Origin of the sequence: Janibacter sp. LM, from assembly GCF_039631275.1 — a bacterium.
GTDB classification, from domain to species: Bacteria; Actinomycetota; Actinomycetes; order Actinomycetales; family Dermatophilaceae; genus Janibacter; species Janibacter terrae.
Window position 1 is genome coordinate 38,680 of sequence record NZ_JBDIVG010000025.1, and the last position, 25,502, is coordinate 64,181.

Here is a 25,502-nt window from a genome sequence, read left to right on the forward strand (position 1 = left end):
CCCGTCACCTCGGTCATGCGGAGCTCTCGATGTTGTCGATGGCCGGACCCCAGACCCTGGGCGCGAGGGTGGCCAGGTCGGTCCCGGGGCCGGCGACGTCCTCCAGGAGCACGGCGAAGGGAGCCTCGCTCCCGTGGACGAGCCGCCACCACGCATCGTCCCGCTCGCCGGGGATGACCGTGCCGTTCCTGAGGTGGCTGGCGGACCAGTCCGCCTCGGCCTTCTTCGTCGCAGCGGTGTGCCGGGAGCCGTTGCGCTGCACCACCTCCGCCCACGCGAAGGCGGTCTTGACCGGCAGCGGCAAGGGCGCGGTCAACCCGAGCGCGTACAGGTCGACGAGGGCCGCGAGGTGCGACCGGGCAGCGGCCTGCGGCAGGGGCCCGCGGGTCGTGCGGGCCACAGAGCCCCGGCTGCCCTTGCCGAGGGCACTGGCCTGCCACCCTTCGTCGTCCGACCCGGCGGCGGTGAGGGCGAGCAGACGGATCCACGAGGCGAGCTGGTGCTTGGGGGCCAGGCGCGAGTAGGTGACGTCGACGAGGTGGTGACCGCGCACACCGTCGACGGTGCCGGTGAGCCGTCGGTCGCCGGGGAGGGCGACCTCGATGTCGAACGAGCGCGGCTCCTCGGCCGGCCCCTGCGCCACCTGGGCCATGAGCCCCTCGACGGCCCGTCCGATCTCCTCGAGCGCGAGGTGGCCGAGGCCGGCGGGCGGCAGCTCGCCGCGGAGCAGCTCGGCTTGGTAGATCGCGTGGGGGTCGTGCCCGGCGACCCGGGCGCGCAGGGCGCGGTCGCCGATGGCCCACTTCTGGAGGCCGTCGAGGTCGATCGGCAACCGGTCGCTCACCTCGTCGACCTCCCGGGAGACACCGACGCCGAGCCGCTCGCGCACGAAGCCGCGGGCCGGGTTGTCGTAGAAGGAGATCAGCTCGGCGAGCGAGATGTCGTCGACGGCGCGGGCGGGCAACGGCGAGGTGAGCAACCGTCCGGGCGGGGTGCGCTCGCCCAGACTGGCCCGGGCGGCCTGCAGCGCGGCCCGGTCGAAGCTGAACGGTCCGTCGTCACCCTGCCCACCCGAGAGGTTGCGCGCGTCGAAGGGCTGCAGCGGGTGCTGGCGGACCGGCACGGGCGCGGTGGTCGTCTCGCGGGCGGCGTCGATGAGCTCGCCGAGGGGGACGGCGGGCGGGCAGGGCTCGCCGCTGTGCTCGTCGGCGCCGGTGTAGGTGATGACGAGGCGGTCCCGGGCGGCGAGGACGGCGTCGAGGAGGAGCTGCCGGTCCTCGCTGCGGGCGTCGCGCTCGCCGGTGAGCGGGGTGCGGGCGAGCACGTCGTCACCGTCGACCGTCTGCTGCCGCGGGAAGGAGTCGTCGTCCATCCCGAGCAGGCACACGACGCGGTGGGGGACCGAGCGCATCGGTGTCATCGTGCACACGGTGAGGCCGCCGGTGCGGAAGCTCGCGCGGCTCGGCCGCCCGGCCAGCTGGTCGCGCAGCAGCACGCGGACGTCGGCGAGGCGCAGCGGCACGTCGTCCCCGGCATGCCGGGCGGCCGAGGAGAGGGTGCGCCGCAGGTCGCCCACCTGCCACTGGTCGCGGGTGGGCACGTCGGTGAGCGACAGGACGGTCTCGGTGAGCCCGGTCATCCACTGCTCGGCCGTGCCGGCGCCCTCGAGGGTGTCGAGCCCTGCGCCGATGCGCCCGAGCATCTCGGTGACCCGGCCGACGAGATCGACGGAGCCGCTGCCGACGTCGTCGAGCGGCATGACCCCGCCGACCTCGAGCGGCCCGTCGGCGGAGACGGTGACGCCGAGCAGGAGCCGGTCGAGACCGAACCGCCACGTCCCCTGGTGCTCCACCTCCATGGCGAAGGGGGCCCGCCGCGCCTGGTCGTAGCCCCACCGGATCCCGGAGTCGGTGACCCAGCGGGTCATGGTGGCGAGGTCGTCGTCGTCGAGGCGGAAGCGGCGCCGCACCGCGTCGCTCGCTGCCAGGTCGAGGACCTCGCTCGCGGTCAGGCGACCACCGGCGAGGGCCACGACACGGTGGGCGACGTCGAGGAGCGGGTTGGTCGCGCGCAACGAGCGGTCGGCGAGGCGGACGCGCAGGCGGTGGGCGGGGTGGGTGTCGACGCCCTCGGCGTCGGTCCCGTGATCACCGAGACCGAAGGCCGCCCCGATGAGCGGCGCGTAGGTCTCGACGTCGGGGCACATGACGAGCACGTCCCGAGGCTCGAGGCCCGGGTCGTCCTCGAGCAGGCCGACGAGCACCTCGCGCAGCACCTCCACCTGCCGCGCCGGGCCGTGGCACGAGTGCACCTGGATCGACCGGTCGTTAGCGGGCACCTGGCGCGCCGCCCGCTCGTCCTCGTCGGGCACGTGGTCGTCGCGGATGTCGGCCTGGAGCCACTCGAGCACGCTCCTCGGCGGCGCCGGCACCCCGTCACCCGCCCCCTGAGGAGGCGCGCCGTCACCCGCTCCCTGAGGAGGCGTCCCGTCACCCGCTCCCTGAGGAGGCGTCCCGTCACCCGCTCCCTGAGGAGGCGCGCCAGCGCCGTCTCGAAGGGCGGCCGGGCTCCCGCTGCTCCCCAGCACCCGCACCAGCTCGCGCGAGTCCCGCCCGAGCGAGGCCAGGAGCGGGTGGCGCACGAGGTCGCTCGTGCGGTCGTCAGCGCGGGCCACGACGCCCTCGTCGGCGAAGGGGGCGAGCCGCTCCCACAGGTCGGGCGAGGGCTGCGGCAGCCACAGGTGCACGTCGCGGGTGCGGGCGAGCGCCCGGAGGAGCTCGACGTCGGTGACCGCCAAGCGCGTGTGGCCGAAGAGCGAGAGCCGCTCCGGCAGCTCGAGCCCATCTCCGTCCGCTCCCTGAGGAGGCGCGCCAGCGCCGTCTCCGTCCGCTCCCTGAGGAGGCGCGCCAGCGCCGTCTCCATCCGCTCCCTGAGGAGGCGCGCCAGCGCCGTCTCGAAGGGACGCGACCGTCTCGGCGTGGCGCACGTCCGGCGGGGGAGCGTCGACCCGCGCGACGAGCCGCCGCCACAGCTCGGCCTGCCACGCCAGGTCGGCGTCCAAGGCCGCGCCCGCGCCGTCGGTGTCCCGCCCCTCGCGCCAGTCGGTGAGCATCGTCGGTCGGCTCTGCGCGTAGCGGTGGAGGAGTCGGGCGAGGCGCAGCGCGACGGAGTACCGCCGCCCGGCCCGGACGCCGTCGGGGTCCTCGGTGCCGTGCCCGAGGTGCCGGCTGAGGGCCGTGCACCACGGCTCGCCGAGCGCGTCGTCGATGACCGACAGGAGCGGCCAGGCGAGGTGCTGCGGCAGCCACGGGTCGTCGTCGTCACGGCCGGTGAGCATCGTGACGAGCGAGCGCGGCCGCAGGAAGGTGACGCCCGCGCACACCCCGTCCTGACCCCCTTCGCCCGTGCCGAGGCGGTGCGAGAGCCGCTGCGCGAGCCAGCGCTCGATGCCCTGCTCGGGCACGACGACGACCTCTTGGGCGAAGGGGTCCGGCAGCGGGCTCGCCAGCAGCCCACCGAGGTCCTCGGCGAGGGTGTCGGTGCGCTGCGCACGGTGGAGGTGTAGGGCCACATGCAGACCGTATCCGCGCCGACCGACAGCGCGTGGTGGACCATCCACATGCTCGACGTCCGCGGTCATGTGCTACAGCGCGCTACGGTGATCCATGAGCACCATCAGCCAGCGGCAGCTGCGCAACGACAACGCAGAGATCATGCGCGGCGTCGAGCGGGGCGAGAGCTACACCGTGACGCGTCGCGGAGTCCCCGTGGCGACGTTGTCACCCTTCACCGAGCAGACGGACCTGCAGTGTCTGCGGCCGGCGACCAAGCGATCGCCTTTCGCCGAGATCCGCCGGGCCCACGCCACCGAGTCCACTCAAGAGATCCTCGACGACGTGCGCGGCGATCGGTGAGCTGCTGGTACCTCGACACCTCGGCGGCTTTGAAGCTCGTGATCGAGGCGCGGGAATCGAGCGTCCTGGCAGATCACCTGGACACCGAGACACCCGACCTCGTGGCCTGCCTGCTGCTCGAGACGGAGCCTGCGTCGGGCAGCGCAGCGAAGGGGTGACGTCCAGGAGGTGGTGTCCCAGCTGGTCGAGCGGGTGAACCTCTTCGAGGTGCCGGCCTCGCTCTTCCGCGAGGCGGGGCTGCTCGGCGGTCCTCGCCTGAGGTCGCTCGACGCCCTGACTTCGCGGCAGCCGTACGCATCGGGGCCGATGCCGTCGTGACCTACGATCACCGCATGGCTGAGGCATCACGCGACCTCGGCTTCACCGTCATCGCTCCCACCTGACATGGGCGATCTGCAGCACGTGCGCACCGAGCGGCTCCGGCTCGACATCCCGACCATCGAAGACCTGTCGGACCTGCACGCCATCTACTCGGACCCGCGGACCTGGGCGCACTCCCCAGAGGATCTGCAGAGCCATGAGCGGACGACCTTCGTCATGCTCGCGGGCTGGCTGCACGGGTGGGAGCGCGACGGGCTGGGACCGTGGATCGTGCGCTCGCTCGACGACGGCGCCTTCCTCGGCAACGCGGGGTGCTGGCTGCGGCCGGGTGGCTGGTGGAACCTCGGCTACGCCATCGCCCCCGACTCCCGTCGCGCGGGCCTGGCCACGGAGGCCTGCGCCCCCGCGCTCACCGTCGCGCGTGAGGTCAGGCCCGACGGCCCGGTCCTCGCCCGGCTCCTCGAGCACAACACCGCCTCCCGTCGGGTCGCCGAGCGGCTCGGGATGACCCTGGTCCACCGCGGCCCCGCTGAGGGGGCCCCTGACGCCGTCCGACTCGTCTACGCGGACCGGGAGGTCACGTCAGAGGAGCTGGCAGCACGCCTCGGCTGAGGGCCGCTGCCGGGCGGGCCTGACAGGCTCGCCGTCAGCACGTCGGCGAGGACCGGGGCGTCGACGTTGCCGCCGCTCGCCACGACGACGACGGTCTGACCGGCGAACCGCTCCCGCTGTGCCAGCACCGCCGCGAGCGCGGCCGAGCCGCCCGGCTCGACGACGAGCTTGAGCGTGCGCACGGCCTCGCGCATCGCGACCCGGGCCTCGTCGTCGGTGACCTCGAGCGCGGTGACCGGGTGCCGTGAGAGCGCGGCGAGCGTGTGCTCACCGACGGTCGGCGACCCGATCGCGTCGAGGAAGACCGGCACCGCCGGCACCTTCTCCACCCGGCCGGAGGCGAGCGAGCGCGCCATCTTGGGGTACCCGTGGCGCTCCACGACGAAGGGGGCGACGTCGTACGTCGAGCGGACCGCCTCGATGACCCCCGACGACAACCCACCACCGCTGCACGGGAGGACGACGGCGTCGGGGGAGTGACCCCCTTCGCGCAGTTGGTCGACGATCTCCAGGCCCACGGTCCCCTGGCCCGACATCACGCGGACGTCGTCGTAGGGGTGCACGAGGGTCAGGCCGCGCTCGGCGACGAGGCCGCGCCCGACCTCCTCGCGGTCCTGCGTCGCCGGGTCGTAGAAGACGACCTCCGCGCCCCACCAGCGGCACCCGTCGACCTTGATCCGCGGGGCGTCCTGCGGCATGACGATCGTCGCGGTCGAGCCGGTCATCCGCGCCGAGGCCGCGACCGCCTGGCCGTGGTTGCCGGTGGAGAAGGCGAGCACGCCGGCCGCCCGCTCCTCGTCGTCCAGCGAGAGCAGCGTGTTGAGCGCGCCCCGGATCTTGAACGAGCCGGTCAGCTGCAGCGCCTCGGCCTTGACGAGCACGGTCGCGCCGACCAGCTCGTCGAGCATCGGTGAGGAGAGCAGCGGGGTCCGTCGGACGCGTCCGTCGAGCCGCCGCGCCGCGGCCTTGATCGTGTCGATGCCGAAGTCCATGGGACTCACTCTGCCAGCGGCTTCGCGCCACGCTCCCGCAGCATCGTCGTCATCGTCTCGACCTCGCTGGTCTGGCTGTTGATGATCGAGGTGGCGAGGGTCTCGACGGCCTCGTTCTTGGCGTAGTCGCGCGCGTTCTCGGCCATGGGCACGCCGGCCTCGTGGTGGCGGATCATCAGCTGGAGGAAGTAGACCTCCGCCTCTTCGCCCTCCAGGCCCTCGAGCCTGGTGATCTCCTCCTGGCTCGCCATGCCGGGCATGAGCCCGTCGTCGGTGAGCTCGGAGGCCTCGTCGCCGTGGGAGTGGCCCAGGCCCTTCATCCAGTCCATCGGTTCGCCGGGCCCGGTCGGGCTCAGGCCCCACGTCTGCAGCCAGCCGGCCATCTGGCCGGACTGGTGCGACTGGGTGCGCGCGATGTCGTAGGCGAGCGAGCGCACGAACCGGTCGTCGGTGCGGTCGTAGATGATCCACGACATCTCGACGGCCTGGTCGTGGTGGGTCTGCATGTCGCGGGCGAAGCCTGCCGCGACGCTGTCGTCGGCCGGCAGGTCGTCCCCGCCGGCGCGGCTGACGAGCAGCCCGGCGACGAGCCCGACGGCCAGCGCGACGACGGCGGCGAGGACGACCCGGGGGGTCACTTGACGAGGCTCGTCTCGGGGGTCACCCCGCCGGTGCAGGCGGCGCCGGGCTCAGGGGTCTGCGGCCCCTGGCGGTACTCCTTGATGAAGCCCTTGATCCGCGGGTCGTCCGCCGAGTCGACGGCGAGCTGGTGGCCCCAGGCGGACAGGACGATCTTGCTCGGCATGTCGCCCTCGTAGGGGGAGAGGAGGGTGTACGTGTCCGGCAGGGCGTCGTCGAGCTTGTCGACGTCGGCCTCGGGCAGGGACGGGTCGTAGGTGATCCAGACGGCACCGTGCTCGAGCGAGTGGACCGCGTGCTCGTCGGGCACCGCCTCGTCGTAGGTGCCGCAGTTGAGCCAGACGCCGTTGTGCTCGCCTCCGACCGGCGGCGACTCCTTGTAGTCGACCCGGCCGTTGACGTGGTTGCCGCCCTTGTAGTCGAAGGTCTTGACGGACCCGAGGTCGCCCGCGGCCGCGCGCTCGTCGCGCTCACCGAGGATCGCCCAGAGGACGGCGCCGGCGATGAAGACGATCACCAGGCCGGCGGCGCCGGCGAGGAGGAGGGATCGGCGGCGGTCGGCCGACTGCTGAGCCTTGCGGGCCTCGGCGAGCTTGGCCTCGCGGGCGGAGAGGTTGGTGGACTTCTTGCTGCTCATGGGTCCCTCGGGGTCGGGGGGCGGGTCTGGGGCCGATTATTGCACCGTCAACTGAAAGTCCACTGGGGGCTCTCGCCACTAGTCTGGCGCCATGCGCTCCGAGACGACCACCATCACCTCTCCGCAGGACGGTCTGCCGCTCTTCGTCCGTATCTGGCTCCCGGACGCGCAGGCGAAGGGGGTCGTGCAGATGGCCCACGGCATGGCCGAGCACTCGGGTCGCTACGAGCGCTTCGCGCAGGCCCTCACCGACGCCGGCTACGCGGTGTGGATGCACGACCACCGAGGACATGGGGAGACCTCGAGCGGTGTCGAGGACCGCGGCTACTACGCCGACGACAACGGTTGGGACACGGTCGTCGAGGACCTGCATGCGATCTCGGACGCCATCGCCGAGCGGCACCCCGACCTGCCCGTCTTCTTCTTCGGGCACTCCATGGGTTCGCTCCTCGGCCGCGACTACATCACCAGGTACGGGCACGCCCTCGCCGGCGCGGTCCTCTCCGGCACCGCCGGCGACCCGGGCCTCCTCGGCAAGGTCGGCCAGGTGGTCGCGACCCTGCAGGCGCGCATCCGCGGTCGCCGCACGACGTCCCGGCTCATGGACGCGCTGACCTTCGGCGCCTACAACAAGCCCTTCAAGGACGAGGGCGACTTCGCCTGGCTCTCCCGCGACCCGGCCGAGGTGCGCAAGTACGTCGACGACCCGCGCTGCGGCGAGGTCTTCACCGCCGGGTTCTTCGCCGACCTGCTGGGCGGGGTCGGTCGCCTGCAGGGCCTCGCCGCCCGGGTCCCGCACGACCTGCCGCTGCTCGTGGTCTCCGGCTCCGACGACCCCGTCGGCGGCAAGGACGGCCGCGGCGCGCGTGCCGTGGCCGAGGCCTTCAGTGCCGGCGGCGTCCGGGACGTCACCGTGGAGATCTTCCCCGGTGCCCGGCACGAGCTGCTCAACGAGATCAACCGCGACGAGGTCACGGCGGACGTCATCGGCTGGCTCGATGCCCACCTGCCCGTGACGAAGGGAGTGTGACCGACGTGACCGAGGACAAGCGTGATGCCCGCCGGGCCATCGAGGACCTCGAGCTCGAGCGGCGGCTCGGCGAGGCCGGTGCGGCCGCGGCGAAGATCGCCCAGGACGCGGTGGGACTCGTCGGGACCTTCGCCGCCGACCACCGCGAGCAGGCCCACGGGTTCCTCGATCGCGCCGAGAGCGAGGTCGCTCGGGTGACCGGTGGCACGGGCGCCGGGTTCCTCGGCAGGGTGCGCTCGGGGCTGGCCGCGGGCGTCGACCTCGTGGCCGACCAGAAGCCGGGCGGGCAGGAGCCGGGCGGGCGGGAGCCGGGCGGCGACCAGCCGCCGGCGAGCCCCCCTTCGCCCGACGCGTGACGCGACTGCGGCTCGGCGGGCTGCTGCTCCTGCTCGCCGTGCTCTACCTGCTCGGCGAGGCCTGGGCCGTCGGCGGCTGGCAGGGGCGTCCGTACAGCTGGACCCGTGACGCGATCAGCGCGCTCGGCGTGCCCGAGGTCATGTGGACCGATGCCGACCGCGCCGAGTCGACGCGGCACGGGGCGATGAACGCGACCTTCGTCGTCTCGGGTGTGCGGGTCGCGCTCGCCGCGCTCGTCCTCGCCCCGTGGGTCCCGCGGTGGCGCTGGGCGGTGCTCCCTCTCGCCGTCGTGCACGGGCTCGGGGTCGTCGTCGTCGGTCTCGTGCCCACGGGCCTGACCTCCGACCGGGCCAACGGGCACGGGACCGGCGCGGTGCTCGCGATCGTCGGCGGCACGCTGCTGCTCGTCGCGCTGACGATCGCCCTCGCGCGCCGGTACCCGGCCCTCGCCGGCTGGGCCGCGGTCTGCGCGCTCGTGTCGTGCGCGGGGATCGTCCTGATGTGGACCGGGGTGGTCGGCTTCGGGCTGGCCGAGCGGCTCGCGGTCGACGCGGTCATCGTCTGGCAGGTCGTGGCCGGGGCAGTGCTCCTGCTGCACGCCCGCCCGCCCGCCCAGCCCTAGGAGGGTCTCGCCTCTTCCGGGGGCACGCCAGCGACGGTGAGGCCCTGCTCGTCCGCAGCCGTGCGCACCGCCTCGACGAAGAGGTCGATCGACGGGCGCGGCGTCGAGCTGGCCCGGTGCGCGACCGAGACCGTGCGCAGGATCGTCTCCTCGAGCGGCACGACGTCGACGCCCGGCGGCAGCAGCGTCAGGCCGAGGTCGGAGACGAGGGAGACCCCGAGGCCGCCGGCGATCATCGCCAGGGCGGTGAACTGCTCCTCGACGGTGTGCACGATGCGCGGCTCGAAACCGTGCGCGTGGCACTCCACCCGGACCGCGCGGCCGAAGTGCGACCGGGGCCCCGAGAGGATCCACGGGTACTCGGCCAGCTCGGTGAGGGAGACGCTGTCGCCGGGCAGGACACCCTCGGGGACGGCTGCGTGCAGCCGCTCGACGGCGACGACCGACCGCTGGACCGCGGGGTCCCAGTCGACGGGGTGGCCCGAGTAGTCGATGACGAAGGACATGTCGAGCAGCCCGTCGCGCACCGCGTCGGCGGTCTCCTCCGGGACGAGCTCGGTGGTGCGCACCGCGATGCCGGGGTGCTCGAGCGCCAGCGCCGAGAGGGCCCGCGGCAGCAGGCCGGAGGCGACCGACGCCCACACGCCCACGGTGAGGCGCGCGGTGATGCCGGACTGGGCCTGCTCGATGGCCGCGGTCGCCCGCTCGACGGAGCCGAGGATCTCCTCGGCGTGCTCGGACAGGAGGAGGCCGAGCTCGGTGAGCTGCACCCGCCGACCGTGCTTCTCGATGAGCTTGACGCCCACCTCGCGCTCGAGCTGGGCGAGCTGCTGGGAGACGCCGGAGGGGCTGTAGTGCAGGGCCTGGGCGGCAGCGGTGATCGTGCCGCGCCGGTGCAGCTCGCGCAGCATCTGCAGTCGTCGCAGGGACAGCTCCATCCGCCCACAGTAGGCGGCGCGGATCGTGCACAGAAGGTGCACGATCAGGCGCACCTTCCGTAACTGGACGTCAACGGCGTCACACGCTGACGCTGGGGCCATCGCTCCTGACGCAGAAGGTGGTTCCCCGTGACCCTCACCCACAGCACCGACCCGTCCCACGCCTTCGTCGACCACGCCGCGGCCCACGAGGTCACCTGGGTCGATCCGGTGACCGGGGCCCACGGGTACCTCGTCGTCCACACCCTCGTCTGCGGCATCGCGACGGGTGGCACCCGGATGCGTCCCGGCTGCACGCGGGACGAGGTCGCGGACCTGGCGCGCGGGATGGCGACCAAGACGGCCGCCTTCGGTCTGCCGGTCGGCGGGGCGAAGGGGGGCATCGACTTCGACCCGAAGGACCCGCGGGCCTTCGGTGTCCTCTCGAGGTTCTTCGACGCGATGCGCCCGTGGCTCGACGGCCACTGGGTCACCGCGGAGGACCTCGGCGTGACCCAGCAGCTCATCGACGACGTCTTCGAGGAGATCGGCCTGTCGCAGTCCTTCCACGCGGCGATCACCCGCTCCCCGGACCCAGAGGCGACCCTCGAGCGGGTGCACGCGGGACTGGCGGTCATGACCGACGGGCTGCCGCTCGGCGACATCATCGGCGGCTACGGCGTGGCGCAGGCCTGCCTCGGCGTCGCCGACGGGTTCGGCTGGGCGGTGCCCGAGACCGAGGTCACGATCCAGGGCATCGGGACGATGGGTGGCGGCGCCGCGTGGTACCTGCACGAGGCGGGCGCCCGGGTCACGGCGATCGCCGACGCGCGCGGCACGCTCGTCGACCCCGCCGGGCTGGACATCCCGACGCTGCTCGACCTGCGCGACCAGTACGGGGAGATCGACCGCACGCAGGTGCCGTCCCACGTGCAGCAGCTCGACCGCGACGCGATCCTGCAGATCACCGCGGACATCTTCGTGCCGGCGGCGGTCTCGTACGCGATCCGTGAGGCCAACGTCGAAGGGGTGGCCGCCCGCGTCGTCGTCGAGGCCGCCAACGCCGCGACCACGTGGGGGGCCGAGGACACGCTCACCGGGCGCGGCATCCCGGTCGTGCCGGACTTCATCGCCAACACGGGGGCCGCGGCCTGGGCCTGGTGGCTGCTGCAGGGGCAGGTCGGGACCGACCCGGAGGACTCCTTCCGGCGGCTGTCGAGCGAGATGCGCTCGAAGGTCGCGGTGCTCGCCCGGGCGTGGACGCAGGAGGGCACGCCGATGCGCGACACCGCCTTCGCGCTCGCCGCGACCAACCTGCGGCTGCTCGAGGGCGCCCAGATCGTCATCCCCTGACGTCCTGACACTCGGGTGATGGCTCCTATCCGGTCCGGATAGGAGCCATCACCCGAGTGTCGGCGCGGTCAGGGCGTGCGCTTGGCGACGAGCCGCTCGACGGCATCGTCGAGGTGGGCCTGCAGCGCCGCCTTGGCGCGGGCAGGGGTCGCCTCGAGGATCGTGCGGCGCAGGGCCTCGTGCTCGTCGACCTGGGTCTCGAGCTCGGTGTAGGTCGTGCGCAGCTCGCCCAGGCACATCCGGGTCTCGACGAGCAGGGTGCGCATCGCCCGGATGAGGCGCGGGCTGGCGGAGGCCTCGACGAGCACCTCGTGGAAGTGCTGGTCGGCGTCCGAGACGGCCGGGCCGTCCCCCTTCGCGGCGGCCTGACGCATCCGCCGGACGACCTCGTCGAGCTCGCCGGCGGTGGCCTCGCGGCGGCCCTCGTCGAGGACGACCTCGAGGGCGCCCCGCTCGATGACCGAGCGGGTCCGGTAGACGTCGCGCACGTCCTCGAGGGTCAGCTCGCTGACGAAGACGCCGCGGTTGGTGATCGCGTGGAGGATGCCCTCGGAGACGAGGCGCTGCATGGCCTCGCGCAGCGGGCCGCGCGAGACCTCGAAGTGCGCGGCCAGGTCCGCCTCGCCGAGCTGCTCACCCGGCTCGAGGCGCCCGGTCATGACGGCGCCGCGCAGCTCGTCGGCGAGGTACTCGACCGTCGAGCGGCGCGGGTTGGGGGTCAGGTCACTGACGGGCATGGTCCTGCCTTTGCGCGAAGAGGGCCCCCAGCACGGAGGACGTGGGCCTCGACCCGGCGAGGGCCAACGCCTGCCAGATCGTCACCTGGTTGGCGGTGAGCACCGGCTTGCCCAGCCGCGCCTCGAGGTCGGGGATGACCGCGAGGGTACGCATCGCCGTGTCGGGCACGAGGAGCGTCTGCGCCTCGGGACGGTCGTGGGCGACGGCGAGCTCGAGGACCTGCTCGGGGGCCAGGCCCCCCACCTCCGCGGCCGTGTCGATGCCGGCGCTGCCCATCGCGACGACCTCGATGCCCGCGGCCGCGAGGTAGTCCACGAAGAGGGCGGCCACCTCGCGCGGGTAGCTCGCGGCGACCGCGACCCGGGTGAGGCCGAGGTCGGCCAGGGCGGCGACGAAGGCCGCGCTCGTGCTCGACGCGGGCACGCCTGCGGCAGCGGCGAGCTGGTCGATCTGCTGCTGCGCACCCTCCGGCCCGTAGACGAAGCTGCCCGACGTGCACGCCCAGACCACCGACTGGGGCGCGTGCTCGGCCAGCGCCGCAGCGCCCGCGGCGAGGCGGTCCGGCCGGCCGAGGTCGAGCAGCTCGGGCACGGCGTGCAGGTCGGTGCCGTAGACGTGCGTGACGGGCAGGTGCACGCCGAGCAGCGCGGCAGCCCAGGGGTACTCGTCCTCGGCCGCGTGGTCCGGGTAGATGATCCCGGCAGTGGGTGCGCTCACGGGCCGAACACCTCCCGGAGCCATCGACCCGGCCCCGTCGTCGGCAGCCCCATGCGGGCCAGGCAGGCCCACACGGTCAGCTGGTTGGCGGTGAGCACCGGTTTGCCGAGGTCCCGCTCGAGCGGACCGATGATGTCGTAGGTCGGCAGGTTGGTGCACGAGACGAAGAGCGCCTCGCTCGCGGGGTCGTCCGCGGCGCAGACGAGCTCGGCCACGGTGCGGTAGTTGACCCGCCAGATGCCGCCGCCGAGCCCGAGGTGCTGGGCCGTGACGACCTCGACCCCGAGCTCGCCGAGGAAGCCGACGAGCCGCTCGGTGAGCGGCTCGTCGTAGGGCGTGATGACCGAGACGTGCCGCAGCCCGAGGGCGGTCACCGCCTCGGCGAGGGCACCGGAGGAGGTCACGGCGTCGGGGGCGCCGGCCGCGCGGATCGCGTCACCGAGCGCGACCTCCCCTTCGCGCCCGTGGACGAAGCTGCCCGAGCTGCACAGGTAGGCCACGACCTCCGGCTCGACCCCGAGCAGCTCACGGGTCGCCGCCTGCAGCGCCGCCACGTCCGAGACGCGCTGCGCCATCTCCAGGCTCACCGGCACCGGCTCGAAGGGGGTGCGCGCCAGGTGGAAGCTCACCTCCAGCGGCGCCCACCGCCACAGCTCCCGCTCGAGGGCGAGGTCGAAGGGGGCGATGACCCCGATGCCGCGCTGGGCCAGCGGACCGTCGAACTCGGTGCCGGTCAGCTCCACGCGAGGACCTCCCTTCGACCGGGATTGCCAGATTGTTGACAATCTAGGAACCCGCTCATACGTTGTCAACATGCCCAGGCAGTCCGTGGTCGTGGTGCTCCACGACGGTGATCTCCCGAGCGAGCAGGCGATGGCGCCGGTCCGCGAGCGGGCGCGCGAGGTGCGTTACGCGAGCGCCGAGGAGCTGCCGGCGGCGCTCGCGGGGGCGGACGTGCTCTTCGCCTACGACTTCTTCTCCAGCGCCATCCCGCAGGCCTGGCACGCGGCCGACGCCCTGAGGTGGATCCACGTCGCCTCCACGGGCGTCGACGCGATCCTCTCGCCCGAGGTGCGCGGCAGCGACGTGGTGCTCACCAACTCGCGCGGGGTCTTCGACGAGGCCATCGCCGAGTACGTGCTCGGGCAGGTCGTGAGCATCGCCAAGGACCTGCCGCGCTCCTGGGAGCTGCAGCAGGCGCACCGCTGGGTCCACCGCGAGTCCGAGCGGGTCGCGGGCTCCCGCGTCCTCGTCGTCGGCACCGGCCGGATCGGGCGCGCCATCGCCCGGCTGCTGCGGGCGGTCGGCATGCAGGTGAGCGGGTCGGGGCGCCGCGCCCGCACCGACGACCCCGACTTCGGGACCGTCACCGCGCAGGAGGAGCTGCACCACGCGCTCGCCGCGGCCGACTGGGTCGTCTGCATCGCCCCGCTCACCGACGCGACGCGCGGCATGTTCGACGCCGCCGCCTTCCGCGTGATGCCCGACCACGCCCGCCTCATCAACGTCGGGCGCGGCGAGTCCGTCGTCACCGACGACCTCGTGGACGCCCTGCGCGAAGGGGACATCGCCGGCGCCGTCCTCGACGTCCTCGACACCGAGCCGCTCCCTGCCGACCACCCCCTGTGGGACATGCCGGGCGTGCACATCACGCCGCACAGCTCCGGGGACTTCGTCGGGTGGCGCGAGGAGCTCGTGCGCCTCTTCGCCGACAACTTCGCCCGGTGGGTCGACGAGGAGCCGCTGCTCCACGTCGTCGACACCTCGCTGGGCTACGTACCGACCGACGGGAGCAGTGCATGAACCCCACCGAGATGACCGCCGTCGAGCTCGTCGCCGCCTACGGGTCCGGCGAGCTCTCCCCGGTCGAGGCGACCGACGCGGTACTCGACCGGATCGAGGCGGCCGACGGTGAGATCAACGCCTTCTGCCTCGTCGACCGCGAGTCGGCCCTCGTCCAGGCGCGCGCCGCGGAGGAGCGGTGGCGTGCCGGGCACCCGCAGGGCCTGCTCGACGGGGTGCCCATCTCGATCAAGGACATCTTCCTCACCGAGGGGTGGCCCACCCTTCGCGGCTCCAGGGCGATCGACCCGGACCAGCCGTGGACGGTCGACTCGCCCGTCGCGGCCCGGCTGCGCGCGGACGGGATGGTCTTCGTCGGCAAGACGACGACGCCCGAGCTCGCGTGGAAGGGCGTCACCGACTCACCCCTGACCGGCATCACCCGCAACCCGGCCGACCCCTCGACGACCGCCGGGGGGTCGTCGGGGGGCGCGGCTGCGGCGGTCGCGGCCGGCATGGGCCCGGTCGCGGTGGGGACGGACGGCGGCGGCAGCGTGCGGATCCCCGCGTCCTTCTGCGGGATCGTCGGCTTCAAGCCCACGCACGGGCGGATCCCGATGTTCCCCGCGAGCCCCTTCGGCCCCCTCGCGCACGCGGGTCCGATGACCCGCACGGTCGAGGACGCGGCCGTGCTCATGGACATCCTCTCGATGCCCGACCCGCGCGACCCCACCTCGCTCGCGCCACCGACTCGGACCTTCCGCGGTGAGCTGGCCCGTGACCTCACCGGGCTGCACGTGGCCTACTCGCGGGACCTCGGCTGGGCGCAGGTCGACGACGAGGTCGGCTCGATCGTCGATGCCGCCGTCGCGCGGATCGCTGCCGCGGGGATGGTCGTCGAGGCCGAGGACCCCGGCTTCGAGGACCCGCGGGAGGCCTTCGAGCTGCTCTGGGCGACCGGTGCCGCGACGCTCCTGCGCGGGATGCCCGGTGCGCGCGAGACGGTCGACCCCGGCCTCGGCCGCATCTGGGACGAAGGGGAGACCAGCTCCGGTGTCGAGTACCTCCAGGCGCGGGCCGTGGCGGCGCAGCTCGGCATCACGATGGGCGCCTTCCACGAGCGGCACAACCTGCTGCTCACCCCGACGATGCCGATCGTCGCCTTCGAGGCCGGGCACGACGTGCCGCCGGGCAGCGGCCTGCGCGGCTGGCCCGACTGGACCCCCTTCACCTACCCCTTCAACATGACCCAGCAGCCGGCGATCAGCATCCCGTGCGGCACGACCGCGGCGGGACTGCCCGTGGGACTGCAGATCGTCGGCCCGCGGCACTCGGACGACCTGGTCCTGGCTGCTGCGCGGTGGGTCGAGGGCGTCCTCGCGGGCTGAGACGAGCACCAAGGGTCGTCCTGGTGCGCCCGGTGGCGGAATCAGCCACGAGATGCACGAGCACGACCTGTTGTGCACACCTCAGGCGCACGCACGATGGTCAGCGGTCACGCCCGGCGGCCCAGGCCGCGATCTGGCTGCGGGAGGTGACCTCGAGCTTGCCGAAGATCCGCTCCACGTGGCCATCGACCGTGCGCGGGGAGATGACGAGCTGCTCCGCGATCGCGCGGTTGGTCAGGCCCCGCTCGATGAGGGCGGCGACCTGCTGCTCCCGCGGCGTCAGGGGGGCCTCCTCGCTGTCCGCCACCTCGGAGTGGGCACCGAGGGCGAGCTCGACCGCGCCGAGCCGGGTCACCCCGGCGGCAGACGCCCGCCGACGGTCGGCCCGGCCCGCGCCGAGACGTCGGTCGACCTCACCCCTGACGGCGCGGCTCTCCGCATGGATCTTGGGGCCGAAGGCCTCGATCGAGGTGCCGATCTGGGCCCAGACCGACCCGGCGGCACCAGAGAGCTCCGCGGAGCGCTCGTCGTCACCGGCGTCGTGTGCCAGCCAGGCGAGCAGCTCCACTGTCAGCGCGATGCAGATCCCGTCCTGGAAGGCTCGCTGCAGCTCCAGCGCGGCGACGCCTGCGCGCGCTGCGGCCTCGGCGTCACCGAGGTGCCACTGGCAGACCGACGTGACCCAGAGGGCGTAGGCGCGGCACCACTGCTCGCCGTGCCGCTCGCTGAGGTCGAGGACCCGGGTGCACGTCGCGAGAGCCGCCGCGTGCTCGTCCTCGTAGGTTTGGGCCATGGCCATCTGGAAGAGGGCGGTGCCGGCGGGCGCATCGAGCCCCTGCCGGTCGAAGACGCTGATCGCCGCCCGGTAGTGGTCGATGGCGGCTGCGGTGCGCCCGCAGAAGGCGTGCCACAGCCCGGTCCAGTGGTCGGCGTGGGCCATGAGCACCTCGTCGTCGAGGGTCACCGCGATGGCGCGGCACTCCTCGAGCAGCACCTGGGCCCGGTCGCGGTCGCCCTGGATGAGGCAGACCCACGCAGCCACCCACAGGGCGGCTCCCCGCCCGGGGGAGCGGGCCACGTCGAGGTCGAGGACGCGCTCGAGCCACCGCCGTCCGTCACTGAGCCGCCCACCTGCGATCCAGTGGTAGCGCAGCAGCGCCGCCAGCCGTGCTGCTTGGTGCTCCTCGCCGGTGACGGACACCGACCACTCGAGAGCGGCGATGTGGTTGGGATGGTCCTCACGCATGACGGCCAGCGCGCGCGGCTGGTCGGGGCCGCACCACCCACCCACCATGCGTTCGGCCCGGGCGAGGTAGTGGTCACGGTGACGCCGCTTGGTCGCGGCGCGGTCCTCCCCTTCGCCCAGCTGGTGCGCGCCGTACTCGCGCATCGTGACGAGCAGCCGGTAGCGCATCGTCGGACCGTGCGGCTCGGCGGTGACGATCGACTTGGCGACGAGCCGGTCGAGGACGTCGAGCAGCTCGGTCTCGGTCAGCTCCGCGTCGGCACAGACCGCTTCCGCGGCGTCGAGGTCGAAGCTGGCGGGGAAGACGGACAGCCGGGCCCACAACCGCTGCTCCGCGGGGGTGCACAGGTCGTGGCTCCAGTCGACGAGCGCCCACAGGGTGCGGTGGTGGGCCGGGTCGCCGCGCGTGCCGTTGGTCAGCAGGATGAACCGGGCATCCAGCCGGTCGAGGACCTGCTCGACCGACAGGCTGCGAAACCGGGCGGTGGCGAGCTCGATGGCCAGGGGCATGCCGTCCAGTCGCGCGCACAGCTGCACGACGGCCGCCCGGTTGTCGTCGGTGACCGCGAAGTCCGGTACGAGGGCGCGGGCACGGTCCACCAGCAGCCGGACCGCTTCCGACCCGTCGATCTGCGCGGCGTCGTCCCGCTCCGGGTCGGGGAGGTCGAGGGGGCCGAGGGCGTGGATCTGCTCGCCGGGCAGGCCGAGCGGCTCGCGGGAGGTGGCGATGACCGACAATCCCTCGACGGCGCCCAGGAGCGTCTGCAGCAGGTCGGCGGTGGCGTCCAGGACGTGCTCGCAGTTGTCGACGAGCAGCAGGGTGCGCCGACCGCTGAGGTGGCGCACGATCTGGTCGACCGGCGAGCGCGCGGACTGGTCGGGGACAGCGAGGGCCGAGGCGACGGCCGATGCGACCTCGCCGTCCTCCTGGAGATCGGCGAGCTCGACGACCGCGGTGCCCTCGGGGAACGCCGCGGCAGCACGCGCGAGCGCCTCGCGAGCCAGCCTGGTCTTGCCGATCCCACCCGGGCCGGTCACGGTCACCAGGCGCGACTCACCCAGCATCGCCCGCGTCGCACGCAGGGACCGCTCTCTGCCGATGAAGGAGGTCATCGGCCGCACGCGCGTCATGGGTCTGCACCGTAGGGGCGTTGACGGCGGCTGTCACCCGGTGGCGCGCGGGACGGAACCCGGGTGGCGGGACGGCATGACCATCGGGGTACCCGGTGGGCGCATGGGGTGGTGCAAGGGGTGATCTCACCCTGTGGAGGTGGGCGACGACCTGCCACGTTCGGTGTCACGGCGGATCGGCCGCCCGGACAAAGGAGTCCTGATGAACGACACGACCACCTCGCCCGACCACGACGTCATCATCGTCGGCGCCGGCTTCGCCGGGATCTACGGCGTCCACAAGTTCCGCGACCTGATGGGGCTGGACGTCCACGGGTTCGACGCTGCCGAGGACGTCGGCGGCACCTGGTACTGGAACCGCTACCCGGGGGCGCGCGTGGACATCGAGAGCGTCCACTACTCCTACTCCTTCTGCGAGGAGCTGCAGCAGGAGTGGCACTGGAGCGAGCGCTTCCCCGCGCAGCCGGAGATCCTGCGCTACCTGAACCACGTCGCCGACCGCTTCGACGTGCGCAAGGACTTCAGCTTCGGCACGCGGGTGACGGCCGTGACGTGGAACGACGCCGCGAGCCTGTGGGAGGTCGCCACGGACGACGGTGCGGTCACGACCGCCCGCTGGTTCGTCTCCGGTGGTGGCACCCTCTCGGTGCCCAAGACGCCCGAGTTCTCGGGGATCGACACGTTCGCCGGGCGGGTGCTCCAGACGGGCAACTGGCTCGAGGACGTCGACCTCGGCGGCCAGCGGGTCGGCATCGTCGGGACCGGCTCGACCGGTATCCAGGCGATCAGCGAGATCGCCAAGCAGGCGGCGTCGCTCACCGTCTTCCAGCGCACGCCCAACTACGCGACCCCCATCGGCAACTACCCGACCGACCCGCAGGAGGAGGCCGCCGAGAAGGCGCGCTACGCGGAGATCCGGGAGGCCTCGCGCAACCACTTCCTCGGCGTGCCCTACGAGGACGTCCAGCCCTCGGCGCTCGCCGTGAGCGCCGAGGAGCGGCGCGCGGTCTACGACGACCGGTGGGATCGTGGCGGCTTCCGCCTCTTCATCGACAGCTTCGGTGACGTCCTGACCAACCAGGAGGCCAACGACACGGCCGCCGAGTACATCCGCAGCCGGATCCGGGAGCGGGTGCAGGACCCCGAGACCGCTGACCTGCTCTGCCCGACGAGCTACCCCTACGGGACGAAGCGCCCTCCGCTCGAGACCGACTACTACGAGGCCTTCAACCGCGAGACCGTCTCGGTCGTCGACGTGCGCACCAATGCCATCGACGCGATCGTGCCCGAGGGGGTGCGGCTCGCCGACGGCACCGTCCACGAGGTCGACGTCCTCGTGCTCGCGACCGGGTTCGACGCCTGCACCGGCCCCCTCCTCGCGATGGACATCACCGGGCGCGGCGGTGTGCGCCTCGCCGACGAGTGGGCCGACGGTCCGCAGACCTACCTGGGGCTCACGGTCTCCGGCTTCCCCAACCTCTTCATGGTGACCGGACCGCAGAGCCCGTCGGTGCTGTACAACATGCCGCTCGCCATCGAGGACCACGTCGACCTCATCGGCGACACCATCGCCCACATGCGCGAGCACGGCCACGTCGTCGTGGACGCGACCCCCCAGGCGCAGGAGCAGTGGGTGCACGAGGTCAACGCGGTCGCGCAGATGACCCTGCTGCCGAAGTCGGCGACGTCGTGGTACATGGGCGCCAACATCCCCGGCAAGCCACGGCGCGTGCTCGTCTACCTCGGCGGCGCGCCTCGCTACCGGGCGATCTGCGACAACGTGCAGCGCAACGACTACCGCGGTTTCGTCTTCGCGGCCGACACGGCCGGGCTGGCGACCGCCACCGGCTCGCCTGCCCTGGACCCGTGCGTCATGTTCATCGTCGAGGCGCTGCGCCAGCAGCAGTTCCCCGGCTTCCGCGCGGCCGGCGTGGAGGGTGCGCGCGCCGTCGTCGAGTCCTTCGTCGACATGCAGGCCCCCAAGCAGGAGGTCGCGTCGGTCACCGAGCACTCCTACGGGCCGGAGGCCGGCCAACGTCTGCGGGTCTACGTGCCCGAGGGGGAAGGGAGCAAGCCCGTCGTCGTGTACCTCCACGGCGGTGGTTTCGTCACCGGCAGCCTCGACATGATCGACGAGCCGGTGCGAGACCTCGCGAACCGGACCGGCGCGATCGTCGTCTCGGCGACGTACCGTCGGGCCCCCGAGCACCGCTTCCCGGCGGCGCACGACGACGCGAGCGCCGCCCTTCGCTGGGCGGTGGAGCACGCTGCCGAGCACGGTGGTGACCCCTCGCGGATCGCCCTCGCCGGGGACTCGGCCGGTGGGACCCTCGTGACGGCCGCGGCACTGCAGGCGCCCGGCGAAGGTATCGAGCTGTCCGCCCTGGTGCTCATCAATCCGCTGGTCAGCGCCGCCGTCGAGACGCCCTCTCGTATGCAGTTCGCCGAGGGCTACGTCATCGAGCTCGACGACCTCGCGTGGTTCGGCGAGCAGTACGCGACCTCGGCCGAGGACGTCACCGACCCGCGTCTGGCCCTCGACGCCGCTGACCTGTCCGTCCTGCCACCGACGCTCGTTATCACCAACGAGTGCGACACCCTGCGCGACGAGGCGGAGGACTTCGGCGTGCAGATCCTTGCCGCGGGTGGGCGGGCCACCGTGCGTCGCTCGGCCGGCCTGGCTCATGACGTCTACCTGCTCTCGGGCGCGGTCTTCCGCGCGCAGGAGCAGCGGGCGCTCGCGGGTGAGTTCCTCGTGAAGCAGTTCGCGCAGGTGCCTGCACCCGCGCCTGCCTGACCGAGGCGGCGAGCACACGAGGTCGTCCTGGTGCATCTCATGGCGAAATCCGCCACCAGATGCACCGGGACGACCCTTGGTGCGCAGGACGTCTCTCTACCTTGAAGGTGTCGTAGTACGGCCCTGCTCGGGGACGGTGACGTTGCTGTCCGCGTCGGTCTGCATCCAGCGGACGAAGCAGGCCCTCTCTTCGTGGACAACTCATCGGCCTCGGGTCCCCGACGACCTCGTGCTGGCCGTTGCTCGGCCTCAGGCTCGGGTGGAGGATGAAGCGTGAGCTCTCCACCCCATGAGCATGTCCTGGTCCCCGGTACCAACAACGGAAGCGCTCCTCTGGTGCTCCTTCATGGATCGGATGGTGACGAGTTCGACCTGCTGGAGCTTGCCCATCGACTCTCACCCACAGCCACGAAGCTCGGGGTGCGTGGGCGAGTCGTCACGCCGGGCGGTCACGCATTCTCCCGACGCCACGCAGACCGGCGGATCGACGAGGAAGACCTCGCGGCGAGGACTCCCGTTCTTCGCGATTTCATCCTGGGTATGGGGCGCGACATCGGCGACCGACCCGTGGTGGTCGGCTTCTCCAACGGAGCGATCATGGCGGCTGCCATGCTGATGTCGCACCCGGACCTGCTCGCCGGCGCGGTGCTCGACATGCATGCTGCCGTAACCCACGAGGTGCTGCCCGTCGGCCATGCGATCACCGCGCAGGACACGTCGATAGCCAGGGTCTGGCTGCAGGAGACGTTCCCTGACCGGGACGTGCCTTTCTGAGGACTGCTCACCCCCGCGCGAAGACCAGCCGCTCCCCGGCGAACCCGTGGCGCCACAGGTCGTTGCAGGCCTCGGCCATCTCGGTCAGCCCCTCCTCGATCGCGCCGAAGACCGAGCCGGGCACCCAGCCCAGGTCTCCGTTGATGAGCAGGTTGTTGCGGCCGTAGAAGATCGCCAGGTCGGTGGCGCCCTGCTCGGCGTGCGCCGTCGACCCCGGGTCGTACCCGTACGCGGGGTTGCCGATCTCCCAGGGCTCGAAGTCGAAAAGGCACACGTCTCCGGGGATGGGCGTGATCGTCGGGTTCTCCCGGTGGGGTGCGGCGGTGATCCGCGGGAGCAGCGTGTAGACCTCGTTGCGGGCGTACTTCGCGTGGAAGGCGTCACCGCCCGCCGGCAGTGCGTCCCACACGGCGTCGCAGGTCAACGGCGCCTCGTCGTCGAGGAGCCGTGCCCGGCACACCACGCCGCGCGACTCGAGGGCGATCGTGATGTACCGGGGCATGGCTCAGACCTCCGCCAGGACCTTGCCCCAGATCTCCAGGGCCTCGTCCACCTGCTCGGCGGTCACCACGAGCGGCGGGATCATCCGCACGACGTTCATGTGGGCGCCGCAGGTGAGGAGCAGCAGGCCCTTCGTCGCGGCGAGCTGCTGGGCGGCCTGCGCGCGGGCCGTGTCCGGGGTCCCGTCGGCGGCGGTGAACTCGCTGCCGACGAGCAGGCCGAGGCCGCGCACGTCACCGATGCCGTTGGTCCCTGAGGAGGTCGCCCCGCGACCGTCTCGAAGGGCGGCCGCAGCCCTCGCACCCTCGAGCAGCTGGGCGCCGCGCTCGGCGGAGTTGGCGACGAGGCCCTCCTCCTCGATGACCTCGAGGGTGGCGACGGCAGCGGCGCAGGCGACGGCGTTGCCCCCGTAGGTGCCACCCTGCGAGCCGGGCCACGCCTTGCTCATCAGCTCCTGCGACGCAGCGATGCCGGAGATCGGGAAGCCGGACGCGATCCCCTTCGCCAGCGTGATGATGTCCGGCTGCACGTCGAAGTGCTGGTGACCGAACATCTTGCCCGTGCGGCCGAAGCCGGTCTGGACCTCGTCCATCACCAGGAGGATGCCGTGCTTGTCGGCCCGCTCGCGCAGACCCTGGAAGAAGGCGGTGTTGCCCGGGATGTACCCCCCTTCGCCCAGCACGGGCTCGACGATGAAGGCGGCGGTCTCCTGCGGCGAGGTGAGCGTGGCGAGGATGTAGTCGAGCTCCTTGAGCGCGAAGGCGGTCGCCTCCTCCTCGCTCCACCCGTAGCGGTAGGCGGTGGGGAAGGGGGCGACGTGCACCCCGCCCATGAGGGGGCTGAAGCCGGCCGAGAAGCGGGTGCCGGACGTCGTCATCGTCGCCGTCGCGACGGTGCGGCCGTGGAAGCCGCCGTGGAAGACGATGACATTGGGCCGGCCGGTCGCCTGGCGGGAGAGGCGCAGGCTGGCCTCGAGCGCCTCGCTGCCGGAGTTGGCGAAGAAGAGGCTGTCGAGGTGCGAAGGGAGGACGCCGTCCAGCTTGTCGACGAGCGCCAGCAGCGGCTGGTGCATGACGGTCGTGTACTGCCCGTGGATGAGCTTGCCGACCTGCTCCTGCGCGGCCGCGACGACCTTGGGGTGGCAGTGGCCGGTGCTCACGACCCCGATGCCGGAGGTGAAGTCGAGGTGGCGGTTGCCGTCGACGTCGAAGATCTCGCTGCCGAGGGCGTGGTCGATCGTGACGGGGGTGGCCTGCTTGAGCAGGGGGGACAGCGCTGTCATCGGTACCTCCGGTTGTTCGTCTGATTGTTGACAATACGTCTACGGTGAGGGGGACGGCAAGGACGCTGACGAAGGAGCCTTCCATGACCACGACGCACACGCCAGAGGTCACCCGCGAGCAGGAGCGCGAGGCGATCGCCTCGGTGCCGACGGGCCTCTTCATCGGGGGTGAGTGGCGCCAGACCCGGGAGACGATGCCGGTCGTCGACCCGTCGACCGGCGAGCCCCTCGTCGAGGTCGCCGACGCCTCCCCCGAGGAGGCCGCGGCCGCTCTCGACGCCGCGGCGGAGGCCCAGGCCGACTGGGCCAGGACGCCACCTCGGGAGCGCAGCGAGATCCTCACCCGGGCCCGTGACCTCATGCTCGCCGACGTCGACCGGCTCGCGCTGGTCATGACGCTCGAGATGGGCAAGCCGCTGACGGAGGCGAAGGGGGAGATCGCGTACGCCGCCGAGTTCTTCCGCTGGTTCGCGGAGGAGGCCGTGCGCATCGACGGCGGCTACATGACCGCACCCGCCGGCGGCTCGCGCTTCCTCGTCGCCAAGCAGCCCGTCGGCCCGTGCGTGCTCATCACCCCGTGGAACTTCCCCATGGCGATGGGCACCCGCAAGATCGGCCCGGCCATCGCCGCCGGCTGCACCTCGGTCATCAAGCCGGCCGCCGAGACCCCGCTGTCGACCCTCGCGCTCGCGGACATCCTCGTGCGGGCGGGCCTGCCCGCGGGCGTCGTCAACGTCGTGACGACGAGCCGGAGCGACGAGGTCATGCGGCCGATGATCCTCGACCCGCGCTCGCGCAAGCTCTCCTTCACCGGCTCGACCCCGGTCGGCAAGCACCTGCTCGAGCTGGCCGCCAGGACGGTCATGCGCACGTCGATGGAGCTCGGGGGCAATGCCCCCTTCCTCGTCTTCGACGACGCCGACCTCGACGTCGCGGTCGACGGGGCGATGGCGGCCAAGATGCGCAACATCGGCCAGGCCTGCACCGCGGCCAACCGGATCCTCGTGCAGCGCTCCGTCGCGGGCGAGTTCGCGCGGCGCCTGGCCGAGCGGATGGGCGCGCTGCCCATGGGGCGCGGGGTCGAGGAGGGCGTCGTCGTCGGGCCGCTGGTCAACCAGAAGGCGGTCGACAAGGTCGACGAGCTCGTCCGCGACGCGGTCGGGCGGGGAGCGACGGCGCGGCTGGGCGGCGAACCGGCCGACCGGGAGGGCTACTTCTACCCGGCGACGGTCCTCACCGGCGTGCCCGCCGACGCGCAGATGGCCGAGGCCGAGATCTTCGGGCCGGTCGCGGCGATCACCGAGTTCGACACCGAGGAGGAGGCGATCCGCCTGGCCAACGACACCCCCTTCGGCCTGATCTCGTACGTCTTCACGCAGGGGCTCGACCGTGGCCTGCGGGTCAGCGAGGCCCTCGAGGCGGGCATGGTCGGCCTCAACCAGGGCGTGGTGTCCAACCCCGCCGCCCCGTTCGGCGGCATCAAGGAGTCCGGCCTCGGCCGCGAAGGGGGGACGACGGGCATCGAGGAGTTCCTCGAGACCAAGTACATCGGGGTGCGGGTGTGACGCCTCAGGTGCCCCAGGATTCTCGGGTCACCCGATAAACCTCGCCTTCGCAAGAGTTTGAAACTCTTGCGGAGGCGAGGTTTCTCTTGTCGAGTGGTCAGGCCCCGAACCCTCCTGCGCGGAGCCCTCGGCCGCTGGGTGACCCGCACCGGGTTGCCGAGGGGTGAGCGAAGGGATGTCCAGCGGG

24 protein-coding genes are annotated in these 25,502 nt (G+C 72.5%); 13 read left to right on the plus strand and 11 right to left on the minus strand.

Annotation, left to right across the window (positions count from 1 at the left end):
* Window positions 1-13: 13 nt before the first annotated feature.
* The gene (gene recC / locus ABC138_RS13455; RefSeq protein WP_345914000.1) at window positions 14-3,571 is read right to left on the minus strand and encodes an exodeoxyribonuclease V subunit gamma; all 3,558 of its coding nucleotides are present in this window, start codon (window positions 3,569-3,571) and stop codon (window positions 14-16) included.
* Between the two features lie 94 nt (window positions 3,572-3,665).
* Here recC and ABC138_RS13460 point away from each other — a divergent pair, with 94 nt between their 5' ends.
* From ABC138_RS13460 to ABC138_RS13475, 4 genes are all read left to right on the plus strand, one after another.
* Complete coding sequence (locus ABC138_RS13460) at window positions 3,666-3,914, plus strand: type II toxin-antitoxin system prevent-host-death family antitoxin (protein WP_338539200.1); 249 nt, start codon at window positions 3,666-3,668, stop codon at window positions 3,912-3,914.
* Complete coding sequence (locus ABC138_RS13465; RefSeq protein WP_345914001.1) at window positions 3,911-4,072, plus strand: hypothetical protein; 162 nt, start codon at window positions 3,911-3,913, stop codon at window positions 4,070-4,072. The genes ABC138_RS13460 and ABC138_RS13465 overlap by 4 nt, the downstream gene beginning before the upstream one ends.
* A gap of 13 nt (window positions 4,073-4,085) precedes the next feature.
* A complete protein-coding gene (locus ABC138_RS13470) occupies window positions 4,086-4,232 on the plus strand; it encodes a hypothetical protein (protein WP_345914003.1) in 147 nt (48 codons plus the stop codon).
* A 66-nt stretch (window positions 4,233-4,298) separates the two neighbouring features.
* On the plus strand, window positions 4,299-4,847 hold the full coding sequence (locus ABC138_RS13475; RefSeq protein ID WP_345914004.1) for a GNAT family N-acetyltransferase: 549 nt from the start codon (window positions 4,299-4,301) through the stop codon (window positions 4,845-4,847).
* Here ABC138_RS13475 and ABC138_RS13480 read toward each other — a convergent pair.
* The 3 genes from ABC138_RS13480 to ABC138_RS13490 are packed head-to-tail and all read right to left on the minus strand — an operon-like array spanning window position 4,796 to window position 7,115.
* Entirely contained in the window at window positions 4,796-5,839 is a 1,044-nt protein-coding gene (locus ABC138_RS13480; RefSeq protein ID WP_345914005.1) for a threonine/serine dehydratase, read from the minus strand. The two genes, ABC138_RS13475 and ABC138_RS13480, sit on opposite strands and share 52 nt — an antisense overlap.
* Before the next feature lie 5 nt (window positions 5,840-5,844).
* Window positions 5,845-6,477, minus strand: a complete 633-nt coding sequence (locus tag ABC138_RS13485) for a DUF305 domain-containing protein (RefSeq protein WP_345914006.1) — start codon at window positions 6,475-6,477, stop codon at window positions 5,845-5,847.
* Entirely contained in the window at window positions 6,474-7,115 is a 642-nt protein-coding gene (locus ABC138_RS13490) for a DUF3105 domain-containing protein (protein WP_345914007.1), read from the minus strand. The genes ABC138_RS13485 and ABC138_RS13490 overlap by 4 nt, the downstream gene beginning before the upstream one ends.
* 91 nt (window positions 7,116-7,206) lie before the next feature.
* On the opposite strand from ABC138_RS13490, the gene ABC138_RS13495 reads away from it, so the two are divergent.
* Genes ABC138_RS13495 through ABC138_RS13505 form a run of 3 tightly spaced genes read left to right on the plus strand, consistent with a single transcriptional unit; the run spans window position 7,207 to window position 9,124 of the window.
* Complete coding sequence (locus ABC138_RS13495; RefSeq protein WP_345914008.1) at window positions 7,207-8,145, plus strand: alpha/beta hydrolase; 939 nt, start codon at window positions 7,207-7,209, stop codon at window positions 8,143-8,145.
* Complete coding sequence (locus ABC138_RS13500; protein ID WP_345914009.1) at window positions 8,142-8,501, plus strand: hypothetical protein; 360 nt, start codon at window positions 8,142-8,144, stop codon at window positions 8,499-8,501. The genes ABC138_RS13495 and ABC138_RS13500 overlap by 4 nt, the downstream gene beginning before the upstream one ends.
* Window positions 8,498-9,124 carry a DUF998 domain-containing protein gene (locus ABC138_RS13505; protein WP_068328132.1) on the plus strand — a complete coding sequence of 209 codons (627 nt, stop codon included), beginning with the start codon at window positions 8,498-8,500 and terminating at the stop codon, window positions 9,122-9,124. The genes ABC138_RS13500 and ABC138_RS13505 overlap by 4 nt, the downstream gene beginning before the upstream one ends.
* On the opposite strand, the gene ABC138_RS13510 is transcribed toward ABC138_RS13505, so the two are convergent.
* The gene (locus tag ABC138_RS13510) at window positions 9,121-10,062 is read right to left on the minus strand and encodes a LysR family transcriptional regulator (protein WP_068328138.1); all 942 of its coding nucleotides are present in this window, start codon (window positions 10,060-10,062) and stop codon (window positions 9,121-9,123) included. The genes ABC138_RS13505 and ABC138_RS13510 overlap by 4 nt on opposite strands.
* A gap of 129 nt (window positions 10,063-10,191) precedes the next feature.
* On the opposite strand from ABC138_RS13510, the gene ABC138_RS13515 reads away from it, so the two are divergent.
* Window positions 10,192-11,394, plus strand: coding sequence for a Glu/Leu/Phe/Val dehydrogenase dimerization domain-containing protein (locus tag ABC138_RS13515; protein ID WP_345914010.1), 1,203 nt, complete (start codon window positions 10,192-10,194; stop codon window positions 11,392-11,394).
* A gap of 68 nt (window positions 11,395-11,462) precedes the next feature.
* Here ABC138_RS13515 and ABC138_RS13520 read toward each other — a convergent pair whose 3' ends face one another.
* From ABC138_RS13520 to ABC138_RS13530, 3 genes are read right to left on the minus strand one after another with little or no spacing between them, the layout of a single operon-like run.
* Complete coding sequence (locus ABC138_RS13520; protein WP_068328140.1) at window positions 11,463-12,131, minus strand: GntR family transcriptional regulator; 669 nt, start codon at window positions 12,129-12,131, stop codon at window positions 11,463-11,465.
* Window positions 12,118-12,849, minus strand: coding sequence for a maleate cis-trans isomerase (locus ABC138_RS13525; RefSeq protein WP_345914011.1), 732 nt, complete (start codon window positions 12,847-12,849; stop codon window positions 12,118-12,120). Before ABC138_RS13525 ends, ABC138_RS13520 begins: the two co-directional genes overlap by 14 nt.
* Entirely contained in the window at window positions 12,846-13,592 is a 747-nt protein-coding gene (locus tag ABC138_RS13530; protein WP_345914012.1) for an Asp/Glu/hydantoin racemase, read from the minus strand. Before ABC138_RS13530 ends, ABC138_RS13525 begins: the two co-directional genes overlap by 4 nt.
* A gap of 70 nt (window positions 13,593-13,662) precedes the next feature.
* Here ABC138_RS13530 and ABC138_RS13535 point away from each other — a divergent pair, with 70 nt between their 5' ends.
* Window positions 13,663-14,652 carry a D-2-hydroxyacid dehydrogenase gene (locus ABC138_RS13535; RefSeq protein WP_345914013.1) on the plus strand — a complete coding sequence of 330 codons (990 nt, stop codon included), beginning with the start codon at window positions 13,663-13,665 and terminating at the stop codon, window positions 14,650-14,652.
* Window positions 14,649-16,019, plus strand: a complete 1,371-nt coding sequence (locus ABC138_RS13540; RefSeq protein ID WP_338539207.1) for an amidase — start codon at window positions 14,649-14,651, stop codon at window positions 16,017-16,019. The genes ABC138_RS13535 and ABC138_RS13540 overlap by 4 nt, the downstream gene beginning before the upstream one ends.
* 100 nt (window positions 16,020-16,119) lie before the next feature.
* On the opposite strand, the gene ABC138_RS13545 is transcribed toward ABC138_RS13540, so the two are convergent.
* On the minus strand, window positions 16,120-18,396 hold the full coding sequence (locus ABC138_RS13545; RefSeq protein WP_345914014.1) for a LuxR C-terminal-related transcriptional regulator: 2,277 nt from the start codon (window positions 18,394-18,396) through the stop codon (window positions 16,120-16,122).
* 202 nt (window positions 18,397-18,598) lie between these two features.
* Between ABC138_RS13545 and ABC138_RS13550 the strand changes: the two genes are divergently transcribed.
* Both ABC138_RS13550 and ABC138_RS13555 read left to right on the plus strand, forming a co-directional pair.
* Window positions 18,599-21,193: an alpha/beta hydrolase fold domain-containing protein gene (locus ABC138_RS13550; protein ID WP_345914015.1), complete on the plus strand. Its 2,595-nt coding sequence runs from the start codon at window positions 18,599-18,601 to the stop codon at window positions 21,191-21,193.
* 273 nt (window positions 21,194-21,466) lie between these two features.
* Complete coding sequence (locus ABC138_RS13555) at window positions 21,467-21,967, plus strand: hypothetical protein (RefSeq protein WP_345914016.1); 501 nt, start codon at window positions 21,467-21,469, stop codon at window positions 21,965-21,967.
* A 7-nt stretch (window positions 21,968-21,974) separates the two neighbouring features.
* Here ABC138_RS13555 and ABC138_RS13560 read toward each other — a convergent pair whose 3' ends face one another.
* Complete coding sequence (locus ABC138_RS13560; RefSeq protein ID WP_068328166.1) at window positions 21,975-22,469, minus strand: DUF3830 family protein; 495 nt, start codon at window positions 22,467-22,469, stop codon at window positions 21,975-21,977.
* A 3-nt stretch (window positions 22,470-22,472) separates the two neighbouring features.
* The gene (locus ABC138_RS13565; protein ID WP_345914017.1) at window positions 22,473-23,750 is read right to left on the minus strand and encodes an aminotransferase class III-fold pyridoxal phosphate-dependent enzyme; all 1,278 of its coding nucleotides are present in this window, start codon (window positions 23,748-23,750) and stop codon (window positions 22,473-22,475) included.
* An 83-nt stretch (window positions 23,751-23,833) separates the two neighbouring features.
* Here ABC138_RS13565 and ABC138_RS13570 point away from each other — a divergent pair, with 83 nt between their 5' ends.
* Window positions 23,834-25,315, plus strand: coding sequence for an NAD-dependent succinate-semialdehyde dehydrogenase (locus tag ABC138_RS13570; RefSeq protein WP_345914018.1), 1,482 nt, complete (start codon window positions 23,834-23,836; stop codon window positions 25,313-25,315).
* Window positions 25,316-25,502: the final 187 nt, after the last annotated feature.

Excerpts from the sequence above, each read along its gene's own strand:
- ABC138_RS13460 (WP_338539200.1), top strand. The coding sequence starts at position 3,666 with ATGAGCACCATCAGCCAGCGGCAGCTGCGCAACGACAACGCAGAGATC.
- ABC138_RS13475 (WP_345914004.1), top strand. The coding sequence starts at position 4,299 with ATGGGCGATCTGCAGCACGTGCGCACCGAGCGGCTCCGGCTCGACATC.
- ABC138_RS13480 (WP_345914005.1), bottom strand. The coding sequence starts at position 5,839 with ATGGACTTCGGCATCGACACGATCAAGGCCGCGGCGCGGCGGCTCGAC.
- ABC138_RS13490 (WP_345914007.1), bottom strand. The coding sequence starts at position 7,115 with ATGAGCAGCAAGAAGTCCACCAACCTCTCCGCCCGCGAGGCCAAGCTC.
- ABC138_RS13495 (WP_345914008.1), top strand. The coding sequence starts at position 7,207 with ATGCGCTCCGAGACGACCACCATCACCTCTCCGCAGGACGGTCTGCCG.
- ABC138_RS13510 (WP_068328138.1), bottom strand. The coding sequence starts at position 10,062 with ATGGAGCTGTCCCTGCGACGACTGCAGATGCTGCGCGAGCTGCACCGG.
- ABC138_RS13520 (WP_068328140.1), bottom strand. The coding sequence starts at position 12,131 with ATGCCCGTCAGTGACCTGACCCCCAACCCGCGCCGCTCGACGGTCGAG.
- ABC138_RS13535 (WP_345914013.1), top strand. The coding sequence starts at position 13,663 with ATGCCCAGGCAGTCCGTGGTCGTGGTGCTCCACGACGGTGATCTCCCG.
- ABC138_RS13540 (WP_338539207.1), top strand. The coding sequence starts at position 14,649 with ATGAACCCCACCGAGATGACCGCCGTCGAGCTCGTCGCCGCCTACGGG.
- ABC138_RS13545 (WP_345914014.1), bottom strand. The coding sequence starts at position 18,396 with ATGACGCGCGTGCGGCCGATGACCTCCTTCATCGGCAGAGAGCGGTCC.
- ABC138_RS13550 (WP_345914015.1), top strand. The coding sequence starts at position 18,599 with ATGAACGACACGACCACCTCGCCCGACCACGACGTCATCATCGTCGGC.
- ABC138_RS13560 (WP_068328166.1), bottom strand. The coding sequence starts at position 22,469 with ATGCCCCGGTACATCACGATCGCCCTCGAGTCGCGCGGCGTGGTGTGC.
- ABC138_RS13565 (WP_345914017.1), bottom strand. The coding sequence starts at position 23,750 with ATGACAGCGCTGTCCCCCCTGCTCAAGCAGGCCACCCCCGTCACGATC.
- ABC138_RS13570 (WP_345914018.1), top strand. The coding sequence starts at position 23,834 with ATGACCACGACGCACACGCCAGAGGTCACCCGCGAGCAGGAGCGCGAG.